Source organism: Staphylococcus sp. GDH8C109P, from assembly GCF_017893405.1.
Lineage (GTDB): Bacteria > Bacillota > Bacilli > Staphylococcales > Staphylococcaceae > Staphylococcus > Staphylococcus cohnii.
Genome location: NZ_JAESMX010000013.1, coordinates 144007 through 156479, shown reverse-complemented (window position 1 = coordinate 156479; position 12473 = coordinate 144007). Strand labels below are relative to the sequence as shown.

General features: G+C 31.5%; 13 protein-coding genes. 7 read left to right on the top strand and 6 right to left on the bottom strand.

Annotation, left to right across the window (positions count from 1 at the left end):
* Positions 1-76 precede the first annotated feature (76 nt).
* From KA867_RS05550 to brnQ3, 5 genes are all read left to right on the top strand, one after another.
* Positions 77-886, top strand: a complete 810-nt coding sequence (locus KA867_RS05550) for a VOC family protein (RefSeq protein ID WP_210137288.1) — start codon at positions 77-79, stop codon at positions 884-886.
* Between the two features lie 23 nt (positions 887-909).
* Positions 910-1113, top strand: a complete 204-nt coding sequence (locus KA867_RS05545; protein WP_210137287.1) for a DUF6501 family protein — start codon at positions 910-912, stop codon at positions 1111-1113.
* 145 nt (positions 1114-1258) lie between these two features.
* Positions 1259-2050, top strand: coding sequence for an ATP-binding protein (locus tag KA867_RS05540; RefSeq protein ID WP_210137286.1), 792 nt, complete (start codon positions 1259-1261; stop codon positions 2048-2050).
* 12 nt (positions 2051-2062) lie between these two features.
* Positions 2063-3952: a vWA domain-containing protein gene (locus KA867_RS05535; RefSeq protein WP_210137285.1), complete on the top strand. Its 1890-nt coding sequence runs from the start codon at positions 2063-2065 to the stop codon at positions 3950-3952.
* Between the two features lie 121 nt (positions 3953-4073).
* Positions 4074-5417, top strand: a complete 1344-nt coding sequence (gene brnQ3 / locus KA867_RS05530) for a branched-chain amino acid-like transporter carrier protein BrnQ3 (RefSeq protein WP_210137284.1) — start codon at positions 4074-4076, stop codon at positions 5415-5417.
* Positions 5418-5695: 278 nt separating this feature from the next.
* On the opposite strand, the gene KA867_RS05525 is transcribed toward brnQ3, so the two are convergent.
* The 3 genes from KA867_RS05525 to KA867_RS05515 are packed head-to-tail and all read right to left on the bottom strand — an operon-like array spanning position 5696 to position 7761.
* Positions 5696-6829 (bottom strand): toxic anion resistance protein, encoded by a 1134-nt coding sequence (locus KA867_RS05525; protein WP_210137283.1) that lies wholly within the window; start codon positions 6827-6829, stop codon positions 5696-5698.
* A 28-nt stretch (positions 6830-6857) separates the two neighbouring features.
* Positions 6858-7478 carry a 5-bromo-4-chloroindolyl phosphate hydrolysis family protein gene (locus tag KA867_RS05520; RefSeq protein ID WP_210137282.1) on the bottom strand — a complete coding sequence of 207 codons (621 nt, stop codon included), beginning with the start codon at positions 7476-7478 and terminating at the stop codon, positions 6858-6860.
* Between the two features lie 13 nt (positions 7479-7491).
* Positions 7492-7761 (bottom strand): acylphosphatase, encoded by a 270-nt coding sequence (locus tag KA867_RS05515; protein ID WP_210137281.1) that lies wholly within the window; start codon positions 7759-7761, stop codon positions 7492-7494.
* A 331-nt stretch (positions 7762-8092) separates the two neighbouring features.
* Between KA867_RS05515 and msaA the strand changes: the two genes are divergently transcribed.
* Both msaA and cspA read left to right on the top strand, forming a co-directional pair.
* The gene (gene msaA / locus KA867_RS05510; RefSeq protein ID WP_210137280.1) at positions 8093-8398 is read left to right on the top strand and encodes a regulatory protein MsaA; all 306 of its coding nucleotides are present in this window, start codon (positions 8093-8095) and stop codon (positions 8396-8398) included.
* Positions 8399-8582: 184 nt separating this feature from the next.
* A complete protein-coding gene (gene cspA, locus KA867_RS05505) occupies positions 8583-8783 on the top strand; it encodes a cold shock protein CspA (RefSeq protein ID WP_001831260.1) in 201 nt (66 codons plus the stop codon).
* A gap of 168 nt (positions 8784-8951) precedes the next feature.
* On the opposite strand, the gene lysA is transcribed toward cspA, so the two are convergent.
* From lysA to KA867_RS05490, 3 genes are read right to left on the bottom strand one after another with little or no spacing between them, the layout of a single operon-like run.
* Positions 8952-10217, bottom strand: a complete 1266-nt coding sequence (gene lysA, locus KA867_RS05500; protein WP_210137279.1) for a diaminopimelate decarboxylase — start codon at positions 10215-10217, stop codon at positions 8952-8954.
* 3 nt (positions 10218-10220) lie between these two features.
* A complete protein-coding gene (locus KA867_RS05495) occupies positions 10221-11294 on the bottom strand; it encodes an alanine racemase (RefSeq protein WP_210137278.1) in 1074 nt (357 codons plus the stop codon).
* Entirely contained in the window at positions 11291-12448 is a 1158-nt protein-coding gene (locus KA867_RS05490) for an amidohydrolase (RefSeq protein WP_210137277.1), read from the bottom strand. The genes KA867_RS05495 and KA867_RS05490 overlap by 4 nt, the downstream gene beginning before the upstream one ends.
* Positions 12449-12473: the final 25 nt, after the last annotated feature.

Here is a 12473-nt window from a genome sequence, read left to right as displayed (position 1 = left end):
AGATACTTCATCATACAAATAACATGAAAAATAAGTTATAATGTATTGAAAAGATATGAATAGAGGGGTTAATATAATGAATGGTCTTAGAAGTGTTACTACAGGGACAAATGATTTAAGTAAAACCAAAGAGTTATTCTCAAACATACTTGGATTAAATGTGGCAGATAAAGGACAAGCTTTACGTTTTGGTGATGCTGAATTAAATTCAGGTACACGTATACATTTTGTAGAAGTACCAAACTATATTAACAATAACAACCATATTGAAAATATCGGATTGAGGGTTCCAAGTGATGAAGGAATTGAAGAATATCAATCTATTTTAGAACAACATCAAATTTCTTTCAGTTCGCCTACAGATTTAAATGGCCATAAATACTTCAATTTCCAAGATCAAAATGGTCAAACATTTAATATTTATTCCAATGAACATAATTCTGGCACACCATTAGGTATACCTACATTCGAAAGTAATGTAAACCCATTACATCAGATTCAAGGGCTAGGACCTGTAATCTTAAAAGTTAATGATATTGTACTCACACAATCTATTTTAACTAGAGTATTTGGCCTAGAACATTTTGCAGAATATACGCCTAGTGAAAATGCTGATTTTAAAATACAAGTTTTTCGTATAGGTGATGGTGGTTTAGGTGGTGAGCTACATGTTCACGCATCAAACGAGGAAATTTTAATGCCAGAACATGGTATATTAGAACAAATTGAATTCGGAATAGAATCTAAATCACAATTTCAAAAGACTATTGAAGAACTCGAATCCATAGGAATACCTTATCAAACGTTAGATCAAGAAGGCGAAAGATCACTAAGAATCACTGAAAAAAGTGGTATTACATTCATTTTAACCTTAGAAATTTCATAATAAAAAAGAGAGGATTTTTAGAAATGTTACACGAAACTTGGAAAGATCATACACCCATTAAAAAAGTAGAAGTTACACATACAGATGCACAAAAATTCACAGTCTCTGACATGTTAACTGTAGGAAAACAATATGATGTAATAAATGAAACTGAAGAATATTATCAAATCATCGACAACTCTGGGCTTGTTGGTGGCTACTTTAAAACCTACTTTAAAGAGATATAATTCACAGTATGACGCATGTACTATTGAAAATGTGCTTAAATTAATAAGACTAGGGCTATAATATCAAACATTATTCAAGCCCCAGTCTATTTTTAATGATATGGATTTTTTATAACTTATTTTAATTTTAAAGGAGTAAGAAACAATGACGAAATCACAATATATTAATAAAGATGAAACAGTATTTGATGATGCAAAATCATTGATGGCATTGAATAAGAACATTTTATTAAAAGGACCAACGGGCTCAGGAAAAACAAAGTTAGCTGAGACTTTAAGTGAAACAATACAGCGTCCAATGCATCAAGTCAATTGTTCAGTAGATTTAGATGCTGAAAGTTTATTAGGTTTTAAAACTATACAGACAAATGAAAACGGTACTCAAGAGATTGTATTTATTGATGGACCAGTTATCAAAGCAATGAAAGAAGGCCATATTCTTTATATCGACGAAATCAACATGGCAAAACCAGAAACATTACCAATTTTAAACGGTGTATTAGATTACCGCAGAAAATTAACAAATCCGTTCACTGGCGAAGTGATTAATGCTGCTCCAGGATTCAATGTAATCGCTGCAATAAATGAGGGATATATTGGTACATTGCCGATGAATGAAGCATTAAAAAACCGTTTTATAGTTATTCAAGTAGATTATATTGATGGAGATATTTTAAGTGATGTAATTAAAGATCAAAGCCAATTAGCAGATGATACGACAATACAAAAAATCATTAACTTTAATGAAGATTTACGAACAATGACTAAACAAGGCCAAATATCTGAAGAAGCAGCGAGCATACGTGCTTTAATCGATTTAAGTGACTTGGCTACCGTGATGCCTATAGAACGTGCGATCAAACGTACAATTATTGATAAATTAGAAGACGAACGTGAGCAACAAGCGATATTAAATGCGGTAGAATTAAATTTTTAGTGAGGGATATTTATGAGCGATCGTTTTATATTATTTAATGATGAACAGCTAGATGCAAAGCAAGTGATGATGCTGCAAGATTTAGCTCGATTATTACTTAAAAATGAACAAACACAAGTTAAAATTCAAAAATTCCCATATTACGATCCAATCAATAATATGTTAATAACGAGTTCTTTTTGGTCACATAGAAAAAAAGATATTGAAACAACAGGGCTTAAAACAGATGTTATGCTCGCAGCTTATGGCTACCAATTGATGGATGAAACAGTAGTCAACGAAGTTATTCATAATGATACATTTAACCATCCAAAATTTTTTCAACAACTGTTTAAATTACTAGAAGATAAAAGAATATTGAACGAAATTGTTAAGCAACGACCATCTACTAAAGATGCAATTCACATGCGTAATGAAATTAGATTAAGCTATACACATACTCAAATTAATGTATATAAAACAAAAAAGACATTTACAGATTTGCTCTTTTTATATTTAGAATCTTCGTTTTTAACTGAATACTTTTACGACGTACCTCAAATTGGTCCACAAATTGATGATATTCTGTTAAATATGTATCAATACTTGCCTAATTTTTTCTATAACGCTTCTTCTGAGGATAATATGTACTTAGCTGAACGGATCATGTTTCAAATTGATGATATCTTAAACGAAGATATGCTAAATGAATATTATCATTTACCTAAAAAAGTATATGAAGCAATTCATGAGCTTAATTTTGAAGATTTAAAACGAACAGATGCAAGTAATACTGATAATGCTTCAAACAATGATCATGATGAAGAAAGTGTCAGTGAAGATATTGAATCCAATCATCAAGATAGTGCTTCACAAGGTGGTGCATATTTAGAAATGGAACTTCATGAAGGTGAAAATAGTGATGTTATTGGCGATAATGACACTGCCAGAGAAGGTGACAGTGGTGATGATATGACAGATATGCAAACAAAAAAAGGTAAAGGTTCCACGAACCAAATAGAAAGTGATGAGGGCGGATCAATCGGCAATAATTCTGCTTTTGCATTAAAAGGCATAAATGCAAACGTTGACGTTAAATGGAATGTACCTGAAATACGACCTGAATATCAAAATGAATATCACGATGTTGAAAAAGAAGTACAATTTGAAACAAAAGATTTGATACAAATTATCAAAAAAACAATAGATAGAGAATACCAAGATGAGCGTCGAAATCTAACCAAAGGTCGATTACAAAAAAATTTATTAAATTGGTTTATTGATGATCAATATAAATTATTTTATAAAAAACAAGATTTAAGCCAAACTTTTGATGCAACATTCACATTGTTAGTGGATGCATCGGCAAGTATGCAGGATAAAATGTCTGAAACAATCAAAGGTGTCGTTTTATTTCATGAAACGTTAAAATCTTTAAACGTAAAACACGAAATTTTAGCATTTAATGAAGATGCATTTGATGCTGATGATACAAAACAACCTAATATCATTGATGAAATTATAGCTTATGATCAATCAACTATAAAAAGAGAAGGACCTAGAATAATGGCCTTAGAACCTCAAGATGATAATAGAGACGGTGTGGCAATTAGAATTGGAAGTGAACGTTTAATGCGTAGAGCGCATAATCAGCGTTTTCTAATCGTATTCTCTGATGGTGAGCCATCCGCTTATAATTATAGTCAAGATGGTATTCTTGATACTTATGAAGCTGTAGAAACAGCTCGTAAATTGGGTATTGAAGTTTTTAATGTATTTTTAAGTCAAGATCCAATTACAGAAGAAGTTGAAGAAACAATTCATAATATTTATGGTAACTATGCAATTTTCGTTGAAGGTGTAGAAAATCTACCAAGCCACCTTGCACCATTACTTAAAAAATTATTATTAAAATCTTTTTAGTACGTAATTTATTTATAAAATCACACATAAATTGAAATATTCAGAAATTTATATAGACGCATTCTTATAAATCGTGATAGAATAGTAAATATTATTTTATAGGCAAGAAGGAGAACGATTTATGAATAAAAATACATGGATTATAGGGTTTACACTGTTCGCTATGTTTTTCGGAGCAGGGAATCTTATATTTCCACCAAATTTAGGTTTAGATAGCGGCCAATTCTTTTGGCCTTCTATATTAGCATTTGCTTTGACAGGTATAGGATTACCATTATTAGGGGTAGTCGTTGGTGCTTTAGATAAACAAGGTTATATTGGTTCTTTAAATAAAATTTCGCCAAAATTCTCTGTTATATTCTTAATTATCATATATTTAACAATAGGGCCACTTTTTGCAATACCACGTACTGCATCAACGTCATTTGAAATGACAATTACACCAATTGCCCATACTAATAGCAGTTTAGCATTGTTTATATTTACAATTATTTACTTTTTAGTAGTTTTATATTTATGTATCAATCCAAATAAAATGGTAGATCGCATCGGTTCATTGTTAACACCTTTATTATTGATTACTATTTTAGCGATGATTATCAAAGGGTTTGTTGATTATGGTAGCAATTCACATAGTCAAGCAGCTGAAGCTTTCACTTCTAATTTTGCAGGATTTTCTCAAGGATTTACAAATGGTTATTTAACGATGGATGCTATTGCTGCTATCGCTTTTTCAATGATTGTAGTTAACGCGGTTAAAGCCACTGGTATCACGCATGCTAATAAAATTTTCAGACAAACACTATTAGCTGGTATTATTGCTGCAGTTGCACTTATGTTTATTTATATTTCTTTAGGATTTATAGGTAACCACATGGCTGTACCGCAAGAGAAAGTTGCAAGTTTAATTGCTAATGATCAAAATATTGGTACATATTTACTGACAACAATGGCAAGCACTGGATTTGGCGCTTTTGGGAAGTACTTGCTAGGTATTATCGTGGCACTTGCTTGTTTAACAACTGCTTGTGGATTGATTGTATCTGTTTCAGAGTATTTCAATAGAATATTCCCAAGAATTTCATACAAAACTTATGTTATCATCTTCACATTAGTGAGTTTTATTTTAGCAAACCAAGGATTAAATTCAGTGATTACGATGTCAGTTCCAGTTTTAAGTATTGTATATCCAGTAGCTATCACTTCAGTATTACTTATATTAATTGCACGTTTTGTTCCAACAAAACCAATTGCACAACAAATTCCTGTAGCAGTGGTTTCAATTGTTTCGATCCTTAGTGTGGTACATACACAAGGATGGATTAAATTAGGCCTTATTGATAACTTACCATTGAAAGATTATTCATTAGAATGGTTCCCAATTGCAGTTATCACTACAATTATTGGTTATATTGTAGCGCCATTGTTTAAAAAACAAGAAACGATTGTTTATGAAAAAGAATAATATAATCAAATAGCTAGGATATAGACATCCTTCATTAATAAATAAACGTCAATTTCTATTGAAATAGTAGAGAAATTGACGTTTGCTACATATTGGGATCGATTTATCATGCGAATCTTAGCGTATTAATGATGAGAGAAACGATTTTTGATTACAATTTAAGCCAATGCCACAACATACAAAATAAAATATTCAATTCAAGAAGTAAGCCTGTAAATGAATCATGGAAAGCATTCATTTACAGGCTTATTATGATGGACTTATATTTTAAATACTTTTTACTTTTCCTGTTTCATACCTAATAATTGATTCTTCATTTCTGTTTCTAATTGGTTTAATTCAGTTTCTGCTTGTCTACGTTTATTTCGACCTTGTTCTTGAATTTGGAGCGTTTGTTCAATCGTATCAATAATATCTTGTTGTGTTGTTTTTAAAGTTTCAATATCAACGACACCACGTTCATTTTCAGTAGCTGTAGCAACTGCATTTTGTTTTAATAGTTCTGAATTTTTGAGTAACAAATTATTTGTTGTATCTGTTACAGCTTTCTGGGCAGAAACTGCATTGCGTTGTCTCATTAACGTCAAAGCAATTGACATTTGATTTTTCCATAAAGGAATGCTCGTTAAAATGGAACTTTGAATCTTTTCTGCTAATGCATGGTTTACATTTTGAATCATTCGAATTTGAGGTGCTGTTTGTATAGCAATTTGTCTGGATAGTTGTAAGTCATAAATGCGTTTATCTAATCTATCTATAAACTGTTCCATATCTGATACAGCTTGAACATCCATTTGATTACCTGTAGATTCAGCTTGTGCGTTTAATTTAGGCACATCTTCCTGCTGTAGCATTTGTTGCTTTCTTTTAGCCGCTTCAATATACAGTGTTAATTCATCAAAATACGCTTTATTTAAATTATACAATTCATCTAGCATTCCTATATCTTTATTTAAATTATTTTTATGTTTGTCTAATTCAATAGAAATACGATCAATTTGAGAACCAACAGATTGCATTTTTGAAAAAATTTCATTTACTGATGCTTTTGTTCTTCTAAAAATACGTTTTAATTTCGATTGATTTTCTGGATTTAACTCATCAGGGTTTACAGATTTAAGTTTACTCATCAATCCATTTAAGGACTCTCCAACAGGACCAACATCTGTAGTTTTCACCTCATTAAGAATACGGTGAGAGAATTGAGACATATCAGATTGTGCAGTAGTACCATAATTTAATAAGCTATCATTATCCATTGGTTTTATTTGTTTACTCAATTCATCAATTTTCTGTTGATCTTCTTGAGTAAATTGTTTTGAGCTGTTGATAATTTCTGATTCATTTGCTGATTGTTCATCTATATATTTATCCAATGGATGCGAATTTAAAAAGTCTTGTTCTCTTACCATTTAATTTCACTCCATTTCTTCATGTAATTTACTTATGCCTTTTTTGTTCAATTTTATTTAATTCCATTTCTATATCTAGTTGACTATAATCTTCTTCATTAATTCTCTTTAAGTCCGCTACTAAAGTTCGTTTAACTTCATCTAATGTGATGCGAGTTTGTGCTAACTTTTGCTTTTCTTCTTCAGATTTTTTTGGAGATTTTGCTAATCTCGTATAAGCTTCAATGAGATTCAATGCATTATCAATATGAGAATAGAAAAAACTTTCTACTTTAAAAAACATTCTCGGTTGTTGTTTAACAGCAAAGTAAATAGCTCGAGATAATCTATATATTTCATTTACTTGTCTAAAATCTTTGATTGATCTCACATTAACAAAAGATTTTAAAATTCTTCTTATCTTGTCTTGAGCATTGTTTAATTGGCTATTTACAAAATGATAATCTCTTCGTGTTAAGCCAATTTCATTTAAATATTTTCTAGAAGTTAAACGCTGCGTAGGGAAGTAGAATGCTATAAACGCTAATGCAGAAATAAGAAAATCAAAAATAAAATTTAATTCTAATGCAAATATACTAGAAATCCACGCGATAACTGCTATTGGAAAAGCAATAATGGTCCCATAAATTCGCGAAATATTATATCTCAAACTTCATCTTCCTTTATAATGTACTAAATTTTTTCCATGATGGGTTCGTTTCTATTTCTTCAATTTCATAATCTTCAACTTGAGAAGCAGGTGAAGCACCCTCAATGATAGCGTTAATAAATGAAGTTAGTGATGACTCATCACTTTGGGCGTAAATTTCTACATAATCAGATATATTTTGAACAGTACCCACAACATTATATTTTCTCGCTATCTTCTCGGTATAATAGCGAAAACCAACGCCTTGAACTATACCGAATACTTTAATGTGTTTGCATTGCATATAATCACCTCTTATTATCATTATACGAAATTTTGTCATACAAAACTAATATTTTTGTCTGAACACCAATTGTCTATCCGTCAAAAGTATGAAACAGATAACTTGATTTTGTGTATGATACAGTTAAAATATTACACATAGCTATTTTGCAATATCATTTGATTATCGATGAATAACTGTATTTTTTAATATATTACTTACATATAGCTAATATGTGCAAATAAATCAAAATGAACATAATAAATCAAACTTAATATAATGTTGAGAATGAACGAAAACTGTGTTTGACGAAGTTAAAATATGAAGTTGAAAGTGAAAGGGTGTAATTTACATGTGGACAGTTGCAAAGATTCGAGCTGATTACGAAGGCTGGTGGTTATTTAGTGACTGGACTGATCATATCGTAGAACAATATCATTTTGAAAACTATGAGAAAATGCTAAATTACTATCAATCAATCATTGAAAATAGTAAAAAGCATTATGATAATTTCCTCGTTGGTAAATACAATATTCATGCATTTTATAATAATTGTGAATTAGGATTTTGTGAAGATTGTGATGAAGATTTACAGATTTTTTATAGTTATATTGTTTTAAATAATAATGATGTTTATTATAAATTACCGATTGTTTAATAAATTGTTTTTTCATAATTGCATTGCATTTTCAGCTATTATGGCTTATAATATGAGTCAAGCAATTGTTTTATTCCATATTGCAAAGAATATTGTAAGACAGATTTACACTGTGAAATTGTATTTTTTGTAATATGCGAATAATGCATATTGAATGAATATTAGTCTTGGAGGTTTCACATTTATGAAACAAGGTACAGTAAAATGGTTTAACGCTGAAAAAGGATTTGGTTTTATCGAAGTAGAAGGAGAAAACGATGTATTCGTACACTTCTCAGCGATTAACCAAGAAGGTTACAAATCATTAGAAGAAGGTCAATCAGTTGAATTTGAAGTAGTTGAAGGCGACCGCGGTCCTCAAGCTGCAAACGTTGTAAAACTATAATATAGATTGCAATATTGACTATAAAAAGAACCTTGTTAAAGGTTCTTTTTTAATATATAAATTAATAAATTGTAACTTAAAAAGCTCTTTTTAAAGTGAATACTCGTAAATCGGGTACTTTAAAAAGAGCTTTTATACATATGATTGGTTCTTTATAACACTAACAAGTTATTTTGTATCATTTATGATTAATTGTCGCAATGATTGTCGTTTTATAACTTCTCTCGCTTTACTATCTTTTAAAAAGAATACTGATGGTTTTTGCATTTGGTTATAATTAGAAGCCATGGAATAATGATAGGCACCAGTTGATAATACTGCTAGATAGTCACCACACTTAACTGTACTAGGTAACTTAGCATCTTTAATTATTATATCCCCAGACTCACAAAGTTTACCTGCAATTGTTACAGTCTCATCTTTAGGCTCATTCCTATTAACTAACAACGCTTCATACTGTGCATCATATAACGCAGTACGGATATGATCACTCATACCACCATCTACCGATACATATTTATTAACATTGGGAATCTCTTTGATTGTGCCAACTTCATATAATGTTATACCAGCTTCTCCAACAATGGATCTTCCAGGCTCTATTCCAATTTCAGGAAGAGGGTAGTCAAATTCAGTTGAAAATTGTTTAATTGCATCAGAAATTTCAGTAATACCTGTTTCGATAGGGAAACTAACATCACCCTCAACATACTTAATACTGAAGCCACCACCCAAGTTAATCAGCTCAACATTTATAGCATTTTCTTTTAACCATTGAATTACTATTTTTGCAGTTTTAATCATTGCTTCTGTGCCTTCAATTTGTGATCCTACATGAAAGTGAACGCCTTTTAATTTTAAATGTTTAGTGTTTTTTACTTTTTCAACTGCTTGTATTGCTAACCCATGTTTAATGGACAGACCAAATTTACTATCTTCCTGACCAGTTTGAATAAATTCATGGGTATGTGCTTCAACACCAGGGTTTAAACGTAATACAACATTAACCGTTTCACTCGCATACTTATCGATGAGTTCTATTTCTTCTAATGCATCAATAACGATGTAACCAACTTTACTTTCCAATGCATACTGTATCTCATGTTTTGTCTTGTTGTTACCATGAAAGTGTATATGCTGTGGATCAAAACCTGCCTCCAATGCTGTATACAGTTCTCCTTCAGATACTACATCAAGTTCAAGACCTTCTTCTTGTACTAATTTCACCATTTGTAGACAGGTAAATGCTTTAGAAGCATATGAAATGTTATAGTTCAATCCACTTTTCTGAAAAGCAGAGTGAAATCGTTGCATTTGTGTTCTGATTTGCTCTTCATCATAAACAATCGTAGGGGTACCGAAACTTTGTGCTATTGTTTTAAGACTTGTACCTCCCATTGTTAATTCGCCACGATCATTATATTCTACTACCATAATTTATCTATACTCCTTTATTAGTGAGTCATGATTCATTGCACTTAATTGTTCAGAATTCGCGCCAACACCTTTAAATGTAAACTCATCAACACGAATATCATTATTATATAATATTACTTCGTCTTGTGCATGCACGTTGTGATCAACTTCAACAAACATATGACTCATCATCAACGCACGAATAGGGTAACGCTTGCCATTGATAAGTGCCTCATGTTTTGCTCTTGATTTAAGAATACCATCTCCATAGCCAATATCAACTACTGCTAATTTTGTATGATTATATTTAGCTTCAAATGCAAAACTATAGCCACAATAATCTCCTTTATTTACTTCACGAATTTGGATGACATTACCTTTTACAGTCAAAGATTGTTCAATAGCATTTACATCAATCGATTGATAAGGTCTAGAGCCGTAAAGCGCAATACCGACTCGCGCATGTGTATGATTTTCAAGTACACCGTGTTCTCTATAATAGCTTGCACTGTTTTGTGCATGTATCATATCAAAGTGATAACCTTCGTCTATTAATGTGCTAACAACATCTAACCAAGCCTGACGCTCTACGTTATATTCAGATACATCAAATTCATCAGCATATCCAAAGTGGGTCCATAAACCAGTGATATGCATTTTATTTTTATTTGCATTTTTCATATGATGATGTATCACTTCTCTTATTTCATCAATATTTTTCAAACCTGAGCGGTGAAGTAAATTTTCAAATTCTAAATGCACTCGAATACCTTGTAAATCTTCAATATGTTCATAATAGAAGTTTAATGAGGGCAGGGTCATTTGAATCTGATAATCTCGCACTTTATCAAATTCATATACCGCATTCATTAAGAAAATTGTTGCATCAGGGGCTAATTGTCTAATGCGAACTGCTTCTCTTAAAGATGTCGTACTAAAGGTATTAATACCTGCTTTTAAAAATTGCTGTACAGCAAATTCCAATCCATAATGATAAGCATTATTTTTAACTACTGCCATAATTTGATTATTTTGGATTACTTTAAGCGCATTATTGTAAAATCGTTGAGCATCAACAGACCATATTGCTGTCATTGTGTTTCCACCTCACTATAGGATTTTAAAATCGCTTCATAATAATCTACAATTTTAATTAACATATGTTCATTAAAATTTAAATGGGCAGTATGCAAACCTGTTACAAAACCATTTGACTCGTCTCGTACACCGACAAAAATAAAATAACTAGGTGCAAGTTGACTATAAAAGCTAAAATCTTCGCCAAATAAATACGGTGTAGGCTTGTCTACTATTGTTAAGTCGGCAATATTCAGACCATTTTCAACATGTTTACGTAATTCAGGTGAATTATATGTTGGTGGATAGCCTTCTTCAAATTTCACTTCACAATCAACATCAAACAATAATTTTACACTTTCGGCAATTTTGTTCATTTGCTGTTTAACAGTTTCCAAATCATAGACATCATAAGTTCTAATTGTACCTTCTAAATAGCCATTGCTAGGAACTGTATTTATGGCTTCTCCAGCTTCAAAATGACCCATGTGTACAATATTTCTCTTTAACCCATTTAAATGGAATTGTTGTATCTGACCAACTTGACTTAAAACATGCTGCAGTGCTTCTCCTGCAGAATGTCCTTGCTCTTTGTCCGCAACATGACTTGATAGACCAGTTAAATAAAAACGATATTCTGTGGCACTTGCTGTAATTTCTTCATCACGAATCACAACTCGACCTTCATCTTCAAAAGGCATTACGTGAATACCAAATATAGCTTCGATAGGGTATTTATCAAAAGCGCCTGCACGAATTAAACGGTTTGCGCCACCTCCAGTTTCTTCTGCTGGCTGAAAGATAAATACAATATTTTGAGGTAGTGTACCTTGATCTGCCATAGATTTACATCGTTTAACAAATAGCATTAATGCAGTTGTATGTCCATCATGCCCACATGCGTGCATAACATTATCAGTTTTACTACGATACGGGACGTCATTCTCTTCATAAATAGGTAAGGCATCTATGTCCGCACGATAAGCAATCGTATGATTACCATTACCAGGAAGATAGGCAATCAAACCCGTTTCCAGTGGGCGATGATATTCAATACCAAGATCATCTAAAAATGTTGCAATATATTTAGTCGTTTCAAATTCATGGAGGCTTAATTCTGGATGTTGATGTAAGTGACGTCTGTGGGTTGTAACAAATTCTAACTCATTCATTAAAATCAAATCCTTTTAGTTATTG

Coding starts and splice junctions, on each gene's coding strand:
- KA867_RS05550 (WP_210137288.1), top strand. CDS start 77: ATGAATGGTCTTAGAAGTGTTACTACAGGGACAAATGATTTAAGTAAA.
- KA867_RS05545 (WP_210137287.1), top strand. CDS start 910: ATGTTACACGAAACTTGGAAAGATCATACACCCATTAAAAAAGTAGAA.
- KA867_RS05540 (WP_210137286.1), top strand. CDS start 1,259: ATGACGAAATCACAATATATTAATAAAGATGAAACAGTATTTGATGAT.
- KA867_RS05535 (WP_210137285.1), top strand. CDS start 2,063: ATGAGCGATCGTTTTATATTATTTAATGATGAACAGCTAGATGCAAAG.
- brnQ3 (WP_210137284.1), top strand. CDS start 4,074: ATGAATAAAAATACATGGATTATAGGGTTTACACTGTTCGCTATGTTT.
- KA867_RS05525 (WP_210137283.1), bottom strand. CDS start 6,829: ATGGTAAGAGAACAAGACTTTTTAAATTCGCATCCATTGGATAAATAT.
- KA867_RS05515 (WP_210137281.1), bottom strand. CDS start 7,761: ATGCAATGCAAACACATTAAAGTATTCGGTATAGTTCAAGGCGTTGGT.
- msaA (WP_210137280.1), top strand. CDS start 8,093: ATGTGGACAGTTGCAAAGATTCGAGCTGATTACGAAGGCTGGTGGTTA.
- cspA (WP_001831260.1), top strand. CDS start 8,583: ATGAAACAAGGTACAGTAAAATGGTTTAACGCTGAAAAAGGATTTGGT.
- lysA (WP_210137279.1), bottom strand. CDS start 10,217: ATGGTAGTAGAATATAATGATCGTGGCGAATTAACAATGGGAGGTACA.
- KA867_RS05495 (WP_210137278.1), bottom strand. CDS start 11,294: ATGACAGCAATATGGTCTGTTGATGCTCAACGATTTTACAATAATGCG.
- KA867_RS05490 (WP_210137277.1), bottom strand. CDS start 12,448: ATGAATGAGTTAGAATTTGTTACAACCCACAGACGTCACTTACATCAA.